General features: G+C 66.7%; 17 protein-coding genes. 2 read left to right on the top strand and 15 right to left on the bottom strand.

Annotated features, from left to right (window positions below; all coding sequences use genetic code 11):
- Positions 1–128 precede the first annotated feature (128 nt).
- The 8 genes from atpB to QOI01_RS11875 all read right to left on the bottom strand — a co-directional run bounded on the left by atpB (position 129) and on the right by QOI01_RS11875 (position 6,646).
- A complete protein-coding gene (atpB, locus tag QOI01_RS11910; RefSeq protein ID WP_526381096.1) occupies positions 129–902 on the bottom strand; it encodes a F0F1 ATP synthase subunit A in 774 nt (257 codons plus the stop codon).
- Positions 902–1,360, bottom strand: a complete 459-nt coding sequence (locus QOI01_RS11905) for an ATP synthase subunit I (protein WP_526381102.1) — start codon at positions 1,358–1,360, stop codon at positions 902–904. Before QOI01_RS11905 ends, atpB begins: the two co-directional genes overlap by 1 nt.
- A 268-nt stretch (positions 1,361–1,628) precedes the next feature.
- Entirely contained in the window at positions 1,629–2,801 is a 1,173-nt protein-coding gene (locus QOI01_RS11900; RefSeq protein WP_526381094.1) for a glycosyltransferase family 4 protein, read from the bottom strand.
- A gap of 77 nt (positions 2,802–2,878) precedes the next feature.
- Positions 2,879–3,532, bottom strand: coding sequence for an L-threonylcarbamoyladenylate synthase (locus tag QOI01_RS11895; protein WP_526381092.1), 654 nt, complete (start codon positions 3,530–3,532; stop codon positions 2,879–2,881).
- A 75-nt stretch (positions 3,533–3,607) separates the two neighbouring features.
- A complete protein-coding gene (prmC, locus tag QOI01_RS11890; RefSeq protein ID WP_526381090.1) occupies positions 3,608–4,450 on the bottom strand; it encodes a peptide chain release factor N(5)-glutamine methyltransferase in 843 nt (280 codons plus the stop codon).
- A complete protein-coding gene (gene prfA, locus QOI01_RS11885) occupies positions 4,447–5,526 on the bottom strand; it encodes a peptide chain release factor 1 (protein WP_526381088.1) in 1,080 nt (359 codons plus the stop codon). Before prfA ends, prmC begins: the two co-directional genes overlap by 4 nt.
- A gap of 110 nt (positions 5,527–5,636) precedes the next feature.
- Complete coding sequence (gene rpmE / locus QOI01_RS11880; protein WP_526381086.1) at positions 5,637–5,876, bottom strand: 50S ribosomal protein L31; 240 nt, start codon at positions 5,874–5,876, stop codon at positions 5,637–5,639.
- Positions 5,877–6,028: 152 nt separating this feature from the next.
- Positions 6,029–6,646, bottom strand: coding sequence for a maleylpyruvate isomerase family mycothiol-dependent enzyme (locus QOI01_RS11875; RefSeq protein WP_526381084.1), 618 nt, complete (start codon positions 6,644–6,646; stop codon positions 6,029–6,031).
- A 76-nt stretch (positions 6,647–6,722) separates the two neighbouring features.
- Here QOI01_RS11875 and QOI01_RS11870 point away from each other — a divergent pair, with 76 nt between their 5' ends.
- Positions 6,723–7,157 (top strand): MarR family winged helix-turn-helix transcriptional regulator, encoded by a 435-nt coding sequence (locus QOI01_RS11870; RefSeq protein ID WP_526381082.1) that lies wholly within the window; start codon positions 6,723–6,725, stop codon positions 7,155–7,157.
- On the opposite strand, the gene fadD1 is transcribed toward QOI01_RS11870, so the two are convergent.
- Entirely contained in the window at positions 7,138–8,754 is a 1,617-nt protein-coding gene (gene fadD1 / locus QOI01_RS11865; RefSeq protein ID WP_526381080.1) for a fatty-acid--CoA ligase FadD1, read from the bottom strand. The two genes, QOI01_RS11870 and fadD1, sit on opposite strands and share 20 nt — an antisense overlap.
- A 134-nt stretch (positions 8,755–8,888) precedes the next feature.
- Between fadD1 and QOI01_RS11860 the strand changes: the two genes are divergently transcribed.
- On the top strand, positions 8,889–9,509 hold the full coding sequence (locus tag QOI01_RS11860) for a TetR/AcrR family transcriptional regulator (protein ID WP_526381078.1): 621 nt from the start codon (positions 8,889–8,891) through the stop codon (positions 9,507–9,509).
- 64 nt (positions 9,510–9,573) lie between these two features.
- Here the strand turns inward: QOI01_RS11860 and rho are convergent, their stop codons facing one another.
- The 6 genes from rho to argS all read right to left on the bottom strand — a co-directional run.
- Positions 9,574–11,652, bottom strand: coding sequence for a transcription termination factor Rho (gene rho / locus QOI01_RS11855; protein WP_526381076.1), 2,079 nt, complete (start codon positions 11,650–11,652; stop codon positions 9,574–9,576).
- A 301-nt stretch (positions 11,653–11,953) separates the two neighbouring features.
- A complete protein-coding gene (gene thrB, locus QOI01_RS11850; protein WP_526381100.1) occupies positions 11,954–12,922 on the bottom strand; it encodes a homoserine kinase in 969 nt (322 codons plus the stop codon).
- Positions 12,923–12,940: 18 nt separating this feature from the next.
- On the bottom strand, positions 12,941–14,053 hold the full coding sequence (gene thrC / locus QOI01_RS11845) for a threonine synthase (protein WP_526381074.1): 1,113 nt from the start codon (positions 14,051–14,053) through the stop codon (positions 12,941–12,943).
- Positions 14,050–15,375, bottom strand: coding sequence for a homoserine dehydrogenase (locus tag QOI01_RS11840; RefSeq protein WP_526381072.1), 1,326 nt, complete (start codon positions 15,373–15,375; stop codon positions 14,050–14,052). Before QOI01_RS11840 ends, thrC begins: the two co-directional genes overlap by 4 nt.
- Positions 15,375–16,712: a diaminopimelate decarboxylase gene (lysA, locus tag QOI01_RS11835; RefSeq protein ID WP_526381098.1), complete on the bottom strand. Its 1,338-nt coding sequence runs from the start codon at positions 16,710–16,712 to the stop codon at positions 15,375–15,377. The genes QOI01_RS11840 and lysA overlap by 1 nt, the downstream gene beginning before the upstream one ends.
- 80 nt (positions 16,713–16,792) lie before the next feature.
- A partial coding sequence (gene argS / locus QOI01_RS11830; protein WP_526381070.1) for an arginine--tRNA ligase domain-containing protein occupies positions 16,793–17,683 on the bottom strand: 891 nt, incomplete at its 5' end.

Here is a 17,683-nt window from a genome sequence, read left to right as displayed (position 1 = left end):
CCATGATCAATCCACCGCCGATGAGAGCACCGGCCGTGATGAGGGCGTTTGGATCCATTCCTTATTCCTCCTTGGTAACTGGTGGTGGTGCCACCAGGACTGCTGGTCGTACGGGGTCGTACAGGCTTCTAGTGGTGCGCTTTCTCGTCTTCTTCGTGATCCAGCTCCATTGACTGACTGAAGTACAGGATCGTCAACAGTGCGAAGATGAACGCCTGGATCAGACCGACGAACAGGTCGAACGTCTTCCAGATGGCATTCGGTGCCCACTGGATGTACCAGGGGAACATAGCGATGAGCGCGACGAGGATGCCGCCTGCGAAGATGTTGCCGAAGAGCCGGAGCGCCAGCGAGATCGGCTTGGCAAGCTCCTCGATGACGTTGATCGGGGCCATGAGGGTGACGTGGCCCTTGACCAGCTTCTTCGCGTGGCCCCACGCGCCACGACGCCAGACGCCCGCGGCGTTGTAGCAGATGAACACGAACGCGGCGAGGGCCAGCACATAGTTGATGTCGGCCGCCGGGGCGTTGATCAGTTCGCCTGCCGCACCGTCGGACCCGCCGTACTGCACGGGCAGAACCGCGAGCCAGTTCGACACCAGGATGAACACGAAGATGGTGACTGCCAGTGGCAGCACGAAAGGTGCGATCTTCATGCCAATCGCCGCCTCGACCTGCTGGCGCATCTGAATGGTGATGGCCTCGAAGAACAGCTGCACTCCGCCTGGAACTCCGGTGGAGGTGACCTTGGACTTCAGAAAGAAAGCCAACGCGATCACGATGACCGCGGCGATCGACGTGCTGATCACGGTGTCACCGTTGATCGTCATGCCGAACAGATGCCAGAGGGGTTCGTGGACCCCGACGTGGATCGCCGCCTCGGCGGAAACAGTCTCAATCATTAGCCGTCAGCTCTATCCTTCGATTCCGATTCCACGACGTCCAGACCGTCGGCGCGGAGCTTCTTCATCACGGGGATGCTGGTGCTGATCACGAGCACCGCCTGGAAGATCGCGAGTCCGAACAGCACGGCGAGTCCGTCATGCTTCTTGAACACAATGGCGATGGTCAACCCGATGGCGGTAATGACCAACAAACGCGTCATCGAATTGACCACCATCTTCTTCTTGAGCGGATGGTCCTCGGCCGTGATTGACTCGACGGCACGGCGAACCAACATCGCATTGAGCAAACCCAGGCCGAGGCCGACGCCGAAGAAGGCCCCGAAGAAGATGTGACCGGTCAACCCGGACGCCAGCAGTGCCAGTCCGGTGAGTGCCACGGAGACGATGAGGAGGCGCACCGGCCGGAAGGCCACGGAAGGAAACACCAACGGCGCGTCCTGCGCTGGCGTCGTCACTGACTCACCTTCAATCCACGCTTTCACGGAAGCTGTCCCCTTTGACGAGCGATGATCCGGTGCGTGCCGCCCGAGCGTATCGGAGGGCGTCAATCGCGCTGGAATCACCCAAGGGGTAGCTCCCTTTGTCGGTCGTACATCGGCGCCGATCGGCTTGTGCAAACCGATGGGCCGGGCCGGCAACCCGCGAGGTTTTTCGGGTTCTGCCAGCACCGTACCACATGGTAGGCGGGCCTAAACCGGGTCCTACTACTTTGCGTCGTACTGCCTAGTCTGACAGCTCGCTGGGAACTTCTCTACCCCGTCGCAGCAGAGGAATGAGGGTGATGACGATGGCGACCACGATCGCCGCGAGCATCACCGCAGCGCTGTGCCGAGGGTCGAAGAAGATGGTGCTCGCAGCACCGAGCGCGACGATGCCCACCCATAGGTAGATCAGTAGCACCACACGCCGGTGCGAATGGCCGATCTGCAGCAGCCGGTGGTGCAGATGCATCTTGTCCGGACTGAAGGGGCTGCGGCCGGCGCGAGTGCGACGCACGATGGCCAGCAACATGTCGAGGGCGGGCACGAACATCACCGCGACGACCAACAGGAACGGCGAGAGCAATGCGAAGACGTCCCGCGCCCCGTAGGCGTTCTGAGAGATCGGACCGGCAGCGGTCGTCGACGCCGCCGCCAGCATCAGGCCGATCAGCATCGAGCCAGAGTCACCCATGAAGATCTTCGCCGGGTGGAAGTTGTGTGGCAGAAAGCCGAGGCAGGCGCCTGCCAGCACCACCGAGATCACCGCCGGCGGGTAGAACAGCACGTCGCCGCCGTGGTCCCTAAGCAGACCTATGGAGAAGATGCAGATGGCCGCCGCCGTGATGAGGCCAAGACCTGCGGCGAGTCCGTCGAGTCCGTCGACGAAGTTCATCGCGTTGACGATCGACACCGTCAGCGCCAGCGTCAGCAGGATCGACGTCACCTGGTCGAGCACGATGGTGCCAACGCCGCCGATCGGGATGTAGAGCACGCTCCACGCCACACCCATGGTGACCAGCACGCTGGCGGCGGTGATCTGGCCTGCAAACTTCGTGAGGGCATCGAGACCCCACCTGTCGTCGATCAGCCCGATCGCCATGATCAGCCCGCCCGCCACGACCACGGCAGGCATGCCCGACGAGTACACGAAGCCTCGTGTCAGTGCGGGCAGCTGCGACGCCAGCAGAACGGCGGCGACGATGCCGATGTACATCGCGAGTCCGCCCATGCGCGGCGTCGGCTGCACGTGGACGTCACGCTGACGCGGGTAGGCGACGGCGCCGAGCCGGGTGGCCAGCGCGCGCACCCAGCCCGTGGCGAAGTACGTGATGATCGCCGCGGTCAGCCCGACCAGCGCAAGTTCCCGCAAGGGGACGCCAGCACCGCGGTCCGACAATGCGAGCAGGCCTTCCACGCGGTGAAATGTACTGGACCGACCTGAGACCCACGACGTCCTCGCCACGCCGACGTTCGCTGGCGAGAGTTTCGGCGTCAGGCCGTCAGCGTCTCGGCCTCGAGTCCGAGGACGTCGGCGATGGCCGCCGACGTGACGGGCCCCTCCCGCAGCACCCGCGGCTGCGCACCGGTGAGATCGACGATCGTCGACGCCGAGCCCTGGGCCGACGGCCCCGCCTCGAGGTAGACCTCGACGAGGTCACCGAGCTGATCGCGCGCATCGGCGGCCGTCACGGCGGCGGCGTGGCCGGAGATGTTCGCGCTCGACACCGCCATCGGGCCGACCTCGCGCAGGAGCTCGATCGCCACTGGGTGCAGCGGCATACGGAGCATCACCGTGCCCGCCGCGTCGCCGAGGTCCCACTGCAGGGACGGAGCTTGCTGAACGACGAGACTCAACGCTCCCGGCCAGAACGCACGAATGAGTTGACGGGCGGACTCGGGCACCGAGTACACCAGACCGTCGATGGTGTGCCATGACCCGACGAGCACGGGCACGGGCATGTCGCGACCGCGTCCCTTGGCCGACAACAGCGCCGCCACGGCGGCACCGTCGAAGGCGTCGGCACCGATGCCGTAGACGGTATCGGTGGGCAGCACCACGAGCCGCCCCCCCTTGAGCGCGCTGATCGCCGACGCGATGCCGATGGGCCGCTGTCCCGCATCCGCGCAGTCGAATATCTCAGTCATGCGCGATCCCGCTCCGCTTCTCGCTGGTAAGTCATGCGCGATCCCGCTCCGCTTCTCGCTGGTAAGTCATGATTCCTAGCCTGAACCCGTCCGCGTCGCCGTGACGAACCGGGGGCGACCGGCGAGGTCCCGCCGTGACGTCACCTCGGTGAAGGCGCCAAAGGATTCGAAGAGGTCGACGGTCAATGCCGCGGTGTCGTCGTCGTGTTCGACGCCCACGAAGCCGCCGGGGCGAAGCAGACGGGCAGCCAGCGTCACGATCGGACCGATGACCCGCATTCCGTCGGGGCCGCCAAACAAGGCGTGGGCCGGTTCGTGTTCGGCCACTTCGGGTTCCAGGGCCGCGCCGTCGGGAATGTAGGGCGGGTTCGACACCACCAGGTCGACGGTACCGTCGCGCTCGCCGAGCAGCCGTGGATCCGTGACGTCGGCGTCGATCAGTTCGACGTCGCGGCCCTTGCAGTTGCGTCGGGCATACCTCAGCGCATCGGCGGAGTCCTCGACGGCGACGACGTGAGCGCGTGGACTGCCGTCTGCGAGTGCGACGGCGAGCGCCCCGGACCCGGTGCACAGGTCGATGATCACCGGCGTTGGCGAAAGACGTTGCCCAAGAGCCCATTCCAACAGCGACTCGGTCTCCGGGCGGGGGATGAATACGCCTGGCCCCACTTCGAGGACGACCGTTCCGAAGGCGGCCGAAGTCGTCAGGTGCTGCAGGGGGATCCGGCGCGCCCGAGCGTCGACGACGTTCCGGTAGCTGTCGTAGAAGCGCTCGTCCGGCTCGTGGAACGCCAGCAGGCCGCGGTCGACCCGGGCGGTGTGCGCGGCGAGGAGTTCGGCGTCGACGTGTGCGCTGTCGACTCCTGCCTGCGCTAGCGTGCCGGCGGCCTCGTCGATGGCCCGCCGCAGGCGTGTCATGTCTCCTGCAACCTGGCTTGCTTGTCGGCGGCGGCGAGCGCGTCGAACATCGGATCGAGATCGCCGTCGAGAACCTGGTCGAGGTTGTGCGCCTTGAACCCGATGCGGTGATCGGTGATCCGGTTCTCGGGGAAGTTGTAGGTGCGGATGCGCTCACTGCGGTCGACGGTCCGGATCTGGCTTGCCCTGTCCGCCGAAGCGTCAGCAGAGGCCTGCTCCTCGGCGAGAGCCTGCAACCTGGCCGCCAGCACCACCATGGCGCGGGCCTTGTTCTGCAGCTGCGAACGCTCGTTCTGGCAGGTGACGACGATGCCGGTGGGCAGGTGCGTGATGCGGACCGCCGAGTCGGTGGTGTTGACGCCCTGGCCGCCCTTGCCGGAGGACCGGTAGACGTCGATCCGCAGATCCGACTCGTCGATCTGCACCGCAGCGACGTCCTCGGGCTCCGGGTACACCAGCACGCCCGCGGCCGACGTGTGCACGCGGCCCTGAGACTCGGTGACCGGCACCCGTTGCACCCGGTGAACGCCACCTTCGAACTTGAGACGCGACCAGACGCCGTCGGCCGCGTCTCCCTTGCTGGCGATCGTGAGCGTGGCGTCCTTGTAGCCGCCGAGGTCGGAGAAGGTCTCGTCGAGCACCGTCACGTTCCAACCGTGCCGTTCGGCGTACCGGATGTACATCCGGGCGAGGTCAGCGGCGAACAGTGCCGACTCCTCGCCACCCTCCCCCGACTTCACCTCCATCACGACGTCATCCGCGTCGTGCGGGTCTCGTGGCGCCAGCAGGTCACTCAGCCGAGTCTCGAGTTCGTCGACACGGTGGGCCAGTTCGGGCACCTCGGCAGCGAACGACGCATCCTCTGTCGCGAGTTCCCGCGCGGCTTCCAGATCACCGCGCGCAGTCTCCAGCTTGCGGTGGGTGGACACGATCGGTGACAGCTGCGCGAAACGGCGCCCCACCTTGCGGGCGGCGCCCGCGTCGGCGTGCAGCGCCGGGTCCGAGAGCTGGCGCTCGAGGTCGGCGTGCTCGGCCAGGAGCGCGTCAACCCTGGTGGCAGCGTCGGTGCTCGCCATCGTGCCCTCCTTTGAAGAACGCTTCGGTGTGACGCAGTGCCGGACAGTCGCAGAAACGCAATCGGCGCCCGCCCATCACGAATGCGACAGAACGGGCGCCGATCAGCTGACTACTTGTCGGTTGCGGCCTTCTCGGCGGCCCCGGCGCGCTTTCCGTAGCGCTTCTCGAAGCGGGCGACGCGGCCGCCGCTGTCGAGGATCTTCTGCTTGCCGGTATAGAACGGGTGGCACTGGGAGCAGACCTCGACCGTGATCTGGCCGCTCTCCTTGGTGCTGTGCGTCTGGAAGCTGTTGCCACAGCCGCAGACCACGGTGGTCTCTACGTAATTGGGGTGAATACCCGATCTCATCTTGGTCCTCTTCGTTGGGTGGCCGCCGGGTCGCCTGAATTTCTGACCTGAGTCTTCAGACGTGAACCGGAACCGAGGTGTCGACGGTCGATTATGCCAGGTCAGCCGTCAGAGACCTAAACGCCCGCGGGTGGGCCGCTATTCCAGCGCTGTCACCGACGAGCGACAGTCGGCACTGGGCCGGACAAACCGTCCAGTCCGGCGTTACGTCCAGCCAGCGCCAGGAGGATGTCCGACATCGCCCCACTCACCCGATCGCCGGAGCCGACGCGGAAGTCCGCATCGTCGGCGACGAGCTCCACCCCCGGGAAACGCTTGCGGGTATGGAACGGAAATCCCATCGCCCACAGCCGCTCGGCGGCGACGATGGCGGGTTCCACCGGAATCTTCCGGTCGATGCCGAGGGGGATCGCGATGTCCTGACCGTGCACCAGGGTGTCCATCAACGGGTCGGCGACGGCGGTGCCCGGTGGCCGTCGCCGCCCGCCGACCATCCCGCGCATCGTCGCGACGATCTCCGCAGGCGTGCTGTGGTCCTCGCGGGCGGCCCGAGCCGCCATCTCGTTGAAGCGGAATCCCGAGCGCACCGCTTCCCAGGCCATTCGCGGCCAGCTCGCGGCGGACTGGGTGAGGTGTACGCCGACGTCGCGAACCGTCCAGCCGGCGCAGAGGGACGGGGTGTCCCACTGGTCGGTCGTGAGCGCCTCGAGGAAGTCTGCGAGGTCGGCTCGCTGCTGATCGATGTGCCGCCATGTCGCCTCGGCATCCATGCCGCCTCCAATTAGTCAGTACTACTGACGAAATATAGACAGGGAACCGTACTAAAGCAAGCTAGGATTGGAAGTCGTGACCGAACCGCCCAGCACCGCAACACTTCTGTTCGTCGTCCACCGGGCCGCTGAGACCAAGGTCATGGATGCCCTTCGGGCGGCAGGTTTCGACGACGTGACGGTCGCGCAGTGTCGCACCGCGCAGCGGCTGAGCCCTGAAGGCATTCGCATCACCGACCTCGCCGAGCAGGCTGGTGTGACCAAGCAGACCGCAGGTGCGCTGATCGACGAGCTCGAACGCAGCGGCTACGTCGTGCGCCGACCCGACCCTGCCGACGCCAGAGCGCGCCTGGTCGCGCTCAGCGCAAGGGGCAGGAAACTCTGTGCCGCAGCGGCGGCCGAGGTGACCAAGATCGAAGACGAGTGGCGCAGCCAATTCGGCGCAACGGCCTACCGGCAACTACGGACGATGCTGATGTCGCTGCACGAAGTCAGCGACCCGTACCAGTGACCTCGGCAGGCGTGGCCGACACGTGGCCCGCCGCGTCGAAGAACTCCGTGCCGTCGCGCTTCCACACCGTGCGGCCCGCCGGATCGACTCCCCTGGTGATCAGCTCACGCTTGAGGATCTTGTTGGTGGCCGTGCTCGGCAGGTCCTCGGCGATCCAGACGTAGCGGGGCCATGCCTTCGGGGAGAGATCCCGCTGGGCCTTGAGGAACTCCTCGAATGCCGCGGGGGTCAGCTCGGCATCGTCGCGCAGCACGATCGCCGCCATCACCTGGTCGCCGACGTACTCGTCGGGCACGGGATAGACGGCCACCCGGCTGATCGCGTTCAGCCTCAACAGGATCCGCTCGATCGGCGCCGTGGTGAGGTTCTCGCCGTCCACGCGCATCCAGTCGGCCGTGCGGCCCGCCAGGTAGATCCACCCCTCGGCATCCCGGTAGGCGAGGTCACCAGACCAGTACATTCCGTGGCGCACCCGCTGGTCGGTCGCGCCGGGGTCTTTGTAATAGCCGCGGAACAGCCCGCTGCCGCTGGTGTTGACCAGCTCCCCCGTCGCTGCGTCGGCATTGCGCAGCGCACCCGTCTCGTCGAACTGCGCGATCTCGCACTCGAGGACGGTCTCCGGGTCGTAGATGGCGACGCCGGGGAAGCCCTTGCCGATCGAGCCGGGTGGGCAGTCGTCGGGTCGGGTGATGATCACGGCGGTCTCGGTCGAGCCGAAGCCGTCCCAGACCGCACAGCCGAAGCGGCGGCCGAACTCCTCGATGTCACGGTCGGCGGCCTCGTTGCCGAACGCGATGCGCAGTGGGTTCTCGCGGTCGTCGGGCTGTTCGGCCGTCGCGAGGATGTAGGCCAGCGGCTTGCCCACGTAATTCATGTAGGTGGCCCCATAGTGGCGGACGTCCGGCAGGAAGCGGGACGCCGAGAAGGCCGCGGGGACCATGGCCGCACCGGCGCCGAGCGCAACGCTCCAGCCCGCGTAGACGGCGTTCGAGTGGAACAGCGGCATCGCCAGGTAGCAGACGTCGGAGGCGTCGAGGCCGTAGCGCTCGACGAGTGCGCTGCCTGCGAACAGCACCATGGCGTGAGATACCTCGACGGCCTTGGGCTCGCCGCTGGTCCCGGAGGTGAAGATCATCATGAACGTGTCGTCGGGCGCGACGTCGCGGTGGGGCACCAGGGTCGGCGCCGCGCCGAGCCGCGCAGTCCAGTCGTCGGTCGACACGTCGATCACGGTGACCCCTGGCAGGTCCAGGTCGTCGAGCAACTCCATGTGGCCCGGGTCGGTGAGCACCATCTGACAGTCGACCCGGTTGATGTCACGGGCCAGCGCGTCACCCCGGCGCGTCGTGTTGATGCCACACAGCACGTATCCGCCGAGTCCGGCGGCCGCGAGCGCGGTGAGCATGTCCGGGGTGTTGCCCATGAGCACGCCGACGTGCAACGGCTTCGACGGATCCGCCGCGGCGACGACGGCCGCGGCCTGCGCACTCGCGGCGGCGATGTGGTCGCGCCACGTCCAGACCTGGTCGCCGTGTCTGATGGCAACCGAATCGACCTCGGCCCTCGTCCGAAGAAGCTGCTGGAGCGTGTCTGCCATCGTTGGCCCACCTCGGTCTCGCGTGAACAGAATGTACAAAGTGTCTACTAGTGACCTGCCACACGGTACCGTCTGGCTACGGGCAGAATGCATCCGTGCCACCCCGTGGCGCTGCGAATTGACAGGAGCCGCCGTTGACGAGCACCACTGCGCCTCGGTCGGCCTCCAAGAGCGTGCGCGACCGGCTGATCGACGCCGCCGAGGTGTGCTTGCGCGCCAAGGGAATTCGCTCGACCACGGTCTCCGAGGTCGCCGAGGTGGCCGGGGTGTCCAGGGGCTGGCTCTACCGGCACTTTCCCGACAAGAACTCTCTGCTGGGGGCGGCCATCGTGCGCCTCAACGAGGCGTACTGGTCGGAATCGCACGCGATGCTCGAACAGATCGACGGCCTCGACGAGCAGATCGCGGCGGGCATCCGGCACGGCCGTACCGCGTACACCGACCCCGGCACGCTGCTGATGAAGCTGCGCATGGAGGAGCCGGAGGACTTCGCGGCCTGCGCGGGGGCAGGCGTTCAGGGCTTGGTGCCGGACCTCGGCGACTTCTGGTCCCGCTACCTCGTCGCCGCGCGCGACCGCGGAGAGATCCACGTCGACGTCGACGTCGCGGAGGCCTCGGAATGGGTTGCGCGCGTGCTGCTCTCGCTGGCAACGGTGCCTGGCCAGCGACTGGACCCGGCCGACCACGACGCGGTGCTCGAGCACGTCCGTCGCTATGTCATGCCCGGCCTCCGGGCCGACCCGGCGCTGGACTGACCCCGAGACGAGGAAACCCCCGCCTCCCGATGATGGGCGTGCGGGGGTCCTCGCGATTCGACTCTTAGTCGGAGTCCATGTTCTGGGGCGTGGTCTTGGAGACCTGCACCAGGAACTCGTAGTTGTTCTTCGTCTTGCGCAACTGGCTCATCAACAGGTCGATGGCCTGGTGCGAGTCGAGTCCCGACAGCACGCGCCGCAGCTTGTGCACCACGGCGAACTCGTCGCTGGACAGCAGCAACTCGTCCTTGCGGGTACCGGACGGGTTGACGTCCACCGCGGGGAACACGCGACGCTCGGCGATCTTGCGGTCGAGCTTGATCTCGGCGTTGCCGGTGCCCTTGAACTCCTCGAAGATCACCGTGTCACCGGTCGATCCGGTCTCGACCATGGCCGTGGCGATGATCGTCAGCGAGCCACCGTCCTCGATGTTGCGGGCCGCGCCGAGGAAGCGCTTCGGCGGGTACAGCGCCGTCGAGTCGACACCACCGGAGAGGATGCGGCCCGAGGCAGGCGACGCGTTGTTGTAGGCACGTCCGAGCCGGGTGATGGAGTCGAGCAATACGACGACGTCCCTACCCTGCTCGACGAGACGCTTGGCGCGCTCGATGGCCAGCTCGGCGACCGCGGTGTGGTCTGACGGCGGCCGGTCGAAGGTGGAGGCGATGACCTCACCGTTGACCGAGCGCTGCATGTCGGTGACTTCCTCGGGTCGCTCGTCGACCAGCACCACCATGAGGTGGCATTCGGGGTTGTTCACGGTGATCGCGTTGGCGATGCTCTGCAGGATCATGGTCTTGCCCGCCTTGGGCGGGGAGACGATGAGCGCGCGCTGGCCCTTGCCGATCGGCATGATCAGGTCGATGACGCGGGTGGTCAGCCGGTCGGGAGTGGTCTCGAGACGCAGACGCTGATTCGGGTAGAGCGGGGTCAGCTTGCCGAACTCGGGACGGTTCCTGGCGTCGTCGACGGGTCCGCCGTTGACGGAGTCCAGCCGCACCAGCGGATTGAACTTCTGCCGCGGGTTCTGGCCACTGTTGCTGTTGCCGCCGCCGCCCTCTCCCTCACGGGCGACACGGACCGCACCCGTGATGGCGTCACCACGACGTAGGCCGTTCTTGCGGACCATGTTCATCGACACGTACACGTCATTGGTGCCCGCCAGGTACCCGGAGGTGCGAACGAACGCGTAGTTGTCCAGGACGTCCAGGATGCCCGCAACGGGCTGGACGACGTCGTCTTCGCGCAGTTCGGCGTCGCGGTCGTTGTTGCCGCCGCCCTGGGCGTCGCCGCGCTCGCCGCGCCGCCTGCGATCGCGGAACCGGCGGCCGCGCCTGCCCCCACGTCCGTCGCCGTCGTCGTCACCGTCGTCGTTGGCGTTGTTGGCGTTGTTGGCGTTGCGATTGCCGCCGTTGTTGTTGGCGTTGTTGGCGTTGCCGCTGGCGTCACCGCCCTTGTTCTGGCGGTCGTTCTTCGGCCCCTCCGACTGAGCGGAATCCTTGTTCTGGTTGCCGCCCCTATCGGACTTGTCGGTCTTCTCGACCTTGTCGGTTTTCGCGACCCTGTCGACCTTCGCGCTGGCCTTGACCTCAGGTGCCTTCTCGTCCTCAGGTGCCTTCTCCTCGGAGGGCTTGTCCTGTGTCTTCTCCTGCGCGACCTGCTGGTCGGAGCTCTGCGCGTCACTAGCAACGCCTGCGCCACGGGACGCGCCGCGGCGCTCCCGACGCGGGGGTGCCGCCTGCTCGGCAACGTCAACTGCGGCGCCGGCGACCGGCGGTGCCGACTGGGCGTCGGCGGCTTGGGCGGTCACGGCGGCAGCCTTCGGTTTCTGCGCGGCAGCGCCGTTGGTCTCACCGCGGTGCTCACGAATGGCGGCGATCAACTCACTCTTGCGCATGCCGGACGAGCCCTTGACGCCAATTTGTCCTGCGAGCGCCCGGAGATCGGGAAGCACCATGGCGGTCAAGGCGGTCGGGCGGTCACCCGAGGGCGACACGGCGCCCGCCGGGGCTTCCACGGCCGGCGCAGCGGCGGGTTCGACCGGCGCGGACGAAACCGCTTCCACGATGGGTGAATTCACGGGGCTCGACAGCTCAACGTCGTCGCTGCTGCCACCAGCCGTGATGAGGTCCGTATCAGACACGGATTTCCTTTCTTTCCCTCACTGATCCGATTCTGCGAGGGTTCGTCGCATTCAGCTGATCCGCTGGATGCCGGCTACCGAATGCCTTAAGTCCCACAATTGCCTGTGCCACCATTGCTCGTGCAACGGTGATCGCCCTGGGTTCGCCGCAATGCGGCGAACCGTCATCCACGAGAAGGATTGGTTGTCGTCCTAGTGTAGGCGCAGGCACAGACGCTGCGATTGCTGGACGAGAGCGAGAATAACCCGCATCGCCGCTGGAAGCAAGAAACACGCCCGATTCTCGTGTCACGCCTGTCAACTAGTCGGTCCCGGTTTTGACCCGGGTATCGCAGCTGAGCGCCTCCGTCGGCGCCCAGCGGACGCCGTCACCGATCGACATCTCACCGATGGCGAACCCGTGCGCGGCGCCGTACTCGACTGCCTCGGCGGGCAGTTCCGAGCCGGTACTGAATGCGATTACCGCAGGCCCTGCGCCCGAAAGCACAGCCGCAACACCACAACGGCGAAGTAGCGTCAGATATTCCGCCGAGGCGGGCATGGTGGCGGCGCGCTGCGGTTGGTGCAGGCGGTCCTCAGTTGCAGGCATGAGCAGATCCGGGCGCTCCGTGAGTGCAACCACCAGCAGTGCGGCACGACTGACGTTGAACCGCGCATCGGCGTGGCTGACCTCACTGGGAAGGACCGCCCGCGTCTCCGCGGTCGACGAACGGACTTCGGGGATCGCGGGAAACAGATGGATGTCCGGATGCAACCGAATCTGCGCGGCGGCGTACTGCGGTACGGGGCCTCCCCCCTCGGTCCACGACACCACCGCGCCGCCGAGGACGGCCGCCGAGGCGTTGTCGGGGTGTCCTTCGAACTCCGACGACAGCTGAATCAATTCGACGTTCGACGCAGGAGTTGAATCTGATTGAGCAACAAGACCATTGGCTGCCGCAAGTCCGCCAACTACGGCAGCAGCGGACGAGCCGAGGCCACGTGAGTGCGGAATGGCGTTGCGGGAGCGCACGATCAGCCCGGCGACACTGACGCCCGCCGCCTGCAGGCCGTGTTCGATCGCGCGTACGACCAGATGCGACGAGTCCAGCGGAACCTGACCCGAACCCTCCCCCTCGACTTCGACGGAGAGTCCGGATTCGGTTGTCTCGACGTAGATCTCGTCGTAGAGGCCCAGCGCGAGGCCGAGGCTGTCGAAGCCGGGGCCGAGATTCGCACTCGAGGCAGCCACCACAGCCGTGGCCGCCAGCCCGGCGGGCAGGATCTGCATCACGAACGCAACACTTCGCTAGACCAACCCGAGCTCGGCAGCGACGGCGTTGGGGTCCACGGCGATGGCCGCGACGGGGGGCAATTCCTTCAGCGCCGTATCGGGGTCCTTCAGCCCGTTGCCGGTGACCGTGCACACCACGGTGGAACCCTTCGTCACCCAGCCGTCCTCGACGGACTTGAGCAGACCCGCGATGCTGGCCGCGGACGCGGGTTCGACGAACACCCCTTCGCTGCGCGCCACCAAGTGATAGGCGGCGAGAATCTCCTCGTCCGTCGCGGCCAGGAACCGCCCGTTCGACTGCTGCTGCGCCTCGACGGCCGAGTTCCACGATGCAGGCGAGCCGATCCGGATGGCGGTAGCGATGGTCTCGGGGTTGCTGACCGGCTTACCGGATACCAGAGGAGCGGCGCCGGCGGCCTGGGTGCCCAACATGCGCGGCAGCCGATCGCTCAATCCGTCGCGGTGATACTCGGTATAGCCCTTCCAGTACGCGGTGATGTTCCCCGCGTTGCCGACGGGCAGGGCGTGGATGTCGGGGGCCTTACCGAGGGCGTCGACGATCTCGAACGCCGCCGTCTTCTGACCCTCTATCCGGTACGGATTGACCGAGTTCACCAGCGAGACCGTTGGGAAGTCCGCGGTCAGCTTGCGTGCCAGCTCGAGACAATCGTCGAAGTTCCCGTCGATCTGAATGATCTTGGCGCCGTGCATCACCGCTTGCGCGAGCTTGCCCATCGCGATCTTGCCCTGCGGGATGAGCACCGCGCAGGTGATGCCCGCCCGCGCGGCGTAGGCGGCGGCCGAGGCGGACGTATTACCGGTGGACGCGCACAACACCGCCTTCTGGCCACGGGCCACCGCCTCCGTCACGGCCATCGTCATGCCGCGGTCCTTGAACGACCCGGTGGGATTGAGTCCCTCGACCTTCAAGTACACCATGCAGCCGGTCTGTTCGGAAAGCCGCTTGGCATCGATGAGCGGCGTCCCGCCCTCGAGCAGGGTGATCGGCGTCCAGCCGTCACCGACGGGCAGTCTGTCGCGGTAGGCGGCGATCAGACCGGGCCAGGGTTGATGCACGGCCGTGTGCGCTCCTCCCGATGCTCTTCGCGCAAGCGACTCATCGGTCATTCGTTGGTTCCTTCCAGTCGCAGCACGCTGTTGATGCTCGACACGACGTCGAGATCCGCCAGCGCCTCCACTGTCTCGGACAGGGCCGCGTCGGTGGCCCGGTGGGTGACGACGACGATGCGGGCGCCACAACGCTGACCGCCGTCGTCGACCATTCCCTCCTGCCGGACCTCCGCAATGCTGACCTCGCGCTTGCCGAACTCTGCCGAAACCGCAGACAGCACGCCGGCCCGGTCGGCCACGTTCATGCTCACGTAGTAACGGGTCGGGATGAACCCGATCGGTGCGATGGGCAGCTGTGCGTACTTCGACTCGCGCGGTCCGCGGCCACCCTGGACGCGGTTGCGGGCCGCCATCACGAGGTCACCCATCACGGCCGAGGCCGTCGGGGCGCCGCCTGCACCCTGGCCGTAGAACATCAGCCGCCCGGCCGCCTCGGCCTCGACCACGACCGCGTTGAATGCACCGTTGACCGATGCCAGCGGGTGCTCCAGCGGCACCAGTGCGGGATAGACACGGGCCGAAACACGCTGCTGGCCTTCGTCGTTGATGATGCGCTCGCATATCGCCAGCAGTTTGATGGTGCAGCCGAGCGCCCGTGCGGACTCGAAGTCGTCAGAGCTCACCTTGGTGATGCCCTCGCGGTAGACGTCGTCGGCGGTCACCCTGGTATGAAAGGCGATCGAGGCCAGGATCGCGGCCTTGGCGGCGGCGTCATAGCCCTCGACGTCGGCCGTCGGATCGGCCTCGGCATAGCCGAGTGCACTCGCGTCCGCGAGCGCCGACGCGTAGTCGGCGCCCGTCTCGTCCATCGCCGAAAGGATGTAGTTGGTGGTGCCGTTGACGATCCCCGCGACACGGAGCACGGTGTCGCCGGCCAGCGACTGGGTGAGCGGCCGGATCACCGGGATGGCGCCGGCGACGGCAGCCTCGAAGTAGAGGTCGGCGCGCGCACTTTCGGCAGCCTGAGCCAGCTCGCCGGTCGACTGGGCCATCAGCGCCTTGTTGGCAGTGACCACCGACTTGCCACGCTCCAACGCGGCGAGGATCGCCTTGCGGGCCGGCTCGACGGGACCCATGAGCTCGACGACGATGTCGACGTCGTCGCGTGAGACCAGTGCGTCGACGTCGTCGGTCAGCATCTCGACCGGCACCCCGCGGTCGGCCGCCACCCGTCGGACTCCGATGCCACGAAGCTCCAGCGGAGCCCCAATGCGGGCAGCGAGGTCGCGTGCGCTCGCCTCGATGATGCGCACGACCTCGCTACCGACGTTTCCGAGTCCCAATACGGCCACGCCGACCGGCTTCTCGTTGTCAACCATCAGTTGCTTACCTCCAGGCTCAAAAGGTCGTCCACCGTCTCACGGCGCAGGATCAGGCGCGACACACCGTCGCGCACGGCCACCACCGCGGGGCGGCCCAGCAGGTTGTACCGGCTCGACATGGAATAGCAGTAGGCGCCGGTTGCGGCGACCCCGATGAGGTCGCCGGGCTCGACGTCGTCGGACACCCAGGTGTCGCGGACAACGATGTCACCACTCTCACAGTGCTTTCCGACGATACGGGCGAGCACCGGAGCTGCGTCGCTGATGCGTGACACCAGGCGGGCGTCGTACTCGGCGCCATACAACGAGGTTCGGATGTTGTCACTCATCCCGCCGTCGACACTGACGTAGCGACGGTTCGCCGCCTGGCTGACCGCGACGTCCTTCACCGTGCCCACCTCATAGAGCGTGATGGTGCCGGGACCCGCGACCGCGCGACCCGGCTCGACGACGAGCTTCGGTGCGGGCAGGCCCACGGCGGTGGACTCGCTGATCACGATGGCGCCGATCTTGGCGGCGAGTTCCTCTATCGGCGGCGGATCGTCTTGCGGCAGGTAGGAGATCCCGAGCCCACCGCCGAGGTCGACGATGGACATCTGAGCGGTCTTCTCGACGCCGAACTCGGCGACGACGTCGCGCAGCAGGCCGATCACACGGTGCGCGGCGAGTTCGAAGCCGGCGACGTCGAAGATCTGCGAGCCGATGTGGCTGTGCAGCCCGACGAGTCGCAGGTGGTCCGCGGCGAACACGCGCCGGACCGCGTCCATCGCGGCGCCACTGGCCAGTGAAAGACCGAACTTCTGGTCCTCGTGTGCGGTCGAGATGAATTCGTGGGTGTGAGCCTCGACGCCGACGGTCACGCGCACCAACACGTCCTGGAGGACACCCGCTTCCCCGGCGATGGCTTCGAGCCGATCGATCTCCGTCACGGAGTCCAGCACGACGTGACCCACGCCGACCTTGACGGCGGTGGAGAGTTCGGCGATCGACTTGTTGTTGCCGTGCAGCGCTATTCGATCGGGCGGAAAGTTCGCATTCAGCGCGACGGCGAGCTCGCCTCCGCTGCAGACGTCCAGCGACAACCCCTCTTCGTCGATCCAGTGGGCGATCTCACTGCACAGGAACGCCTTGGCGGCGTACCGGACGTGGTCCCCACCGCCGAACGCTGCGGCGATGTCGCGGCAGCGGGACCGGAAGTCGTCCTCGTCGATGACGAACAGGGGTGTGCCGTATTCCTCGGCCAACTGTGTGACGGGCACGCCCGCGATCGACACCGTGCCGTCGGCATCGCGGATGGCGTTGCGCGGCCACACGTTCCGGGCCAGGATCAGCATCTCGGCGGCGGTCTGCGGGATGGCGGGGGTACCACCGTGGCGGGGGTCCTCGGCGTGGCGTGGTCCGGCTGGATGCGCCATCACATGCGCTCCGGTGCATGGACGCCTAGGATCTCGAGTCCGTTGGCGATGACCTGGCGGGTGGCCTGACACAGCGCGAGACGGGCCGCGTGCAGATCCGTCGGCTGCTCGTCGCCCTGCGGCAGCACCCGGCAGGAGTCGTAGAACCGGTGATAGTCGCCCGCGAGATCTTCGAGGTAGCGGCACACGCGGTGCGGCTCGCGTAGCGAGGCAGCCGTTTTCAGTACCCGCGCAAACTCGCCGATGCTGCGCATCAGTGTGCCCTCCCTGTCGTGGGTGAGCAGTTCGAGGTTGGCGGTACTGGCGATGACGCCGAGCTGGGCAGCGCTGCGGTCCAGGGCCGACAACCGCGCGTGCGCGTATTGCACGTAGTAGACCGGGTTCTCGCTCGATGCGCTCGACCACAGCGCGAGGTCGATGTCGATGGGCGTGTCGACGGAGCTACGGATCAGCACGTATCGCGCCGCGTCCACTCCGATGGCGTCGACGAGGTCGTCGAGGGTGATGACGGTGCCCGCCCGCTTGCTCATCCGTAGGGGCTGGCCATCGCGCACCAGGTTGACCATCTGGCCGATCAGCACCTCGACCGTGTTCGGATCGTCGCCGAGGGCCGCCGCTGCTGCCTTGAGTCGTGCGATGTAGCCATGGTGGTCAGCGCCCAGCATGTAGATGCAGAGGTCGAAGCCGCGTTGGCGCTTGTCCAGGTAGTAGGCCAGGTCGCCGGCGATGTAGGCCGGGTTGCCGTCGCTCTTGATGACGACGCGGTCTTTGTCGTCGCCGAACTCGCTGGTGCGCAACCAGGTCGCGCCGTCCTTCTCGTAGATGTTGCCGGTCTCGCGCAGCTTGGCGATCGCCTGGTCCACCCGGCCGGACGTGTGCATCGAGTCTTC

The sequence above is a fragment of the Mycobacterium sp. genome, from assembly GCF_032162605.1.
Classification (GTDB): domain Bacteria; phylum Actinomycetota; class Actinomycetes; order Mycobacteriales; family Mycobacteriaceae; genus Mycobacterium.
This window is presented reverse-complemented; position numbering and strand designations above follow the sequence as displayed.

Excerpts from the sequence above, each read along its gene's own strand:
- QOI01_RS11875 (WP_526381084.1), bottom strand. The coding sequence starts at position 6,646 with ATGGATGCCGAGGCGACATGGCGGCACATCGATCAGCAGCGAGCCGAC.
- prmC (WP_526381090.1), bottom strand. The coding sequence starts at position 4,450 with ATGACACGCCTGCGGCGGGCCATCGACGAGGCCGCCGGCACGCTAGCG.
- fadD1 (WP_526381080.1), bottom strand. The coding sequence starts at position 8,754 with ATGGCAGACACGCTCCAGCAGCTTCTTCGGACGAGGGCCGAGGTCGAT.
- thrC (WP_526381074.1), bottom strand. The coding sequence starts at position 14,053 with ATGACCGATGAGTCGCTTGCGCGAAGAGCATCGGGAGGAGCGCACACG.
- prfA (WP_526381088.1), bottom strand. The coding sequence starts at position 5,526 with ATGGCGAGCACCGACGCTGCCACCAGGGTTGACGCGCTCCTGGCCGAG.
- thrB (WP_526381100.1), bottom strand. The coding sequence starts at position 12,922 with ATGCAGATCCTGCCCGCCGGGCTGGCGGCCACGGCTGTGGTGGCTGCC.
- rpmE (WP_526381086.1), bottom strand. The coding sequence starts at position 5,876 with ATGAGATCGGGTATTCACCCCAATTACGTAGAGACCACCGTGGTCTGC.
- atpB (WP_526381096.1), bottom strand. The coding sequence starts at position 902 with ATGATTGAGACTGTTTCCGCCGAGGCGGCGATCCACGTCGGGGTCCAC.
- QOI01_RS11840 (WP_526381072.1), bottom strand. The coding sequence starts at position 15,375 with ATGGTTGACAACGAGAAGCCGGTCGGCGTGGCCGTATTGGGACTCGGA.
- lysA (WP_526381098.1), bottom strand. The coding sequence starts at position 16,712 with ATGCTGATCCTGGCCCGGAACGTGTGGCCGCGCAACGCCATCCGCGAT.
- QOI01_RS11895 (WP_526381092.1), bottom strand. The coding sequence starts at position 3,532 with ATGACTGAGATATTCGACTGCGCGGATGCGGGACAGCGGCCCATCGGC.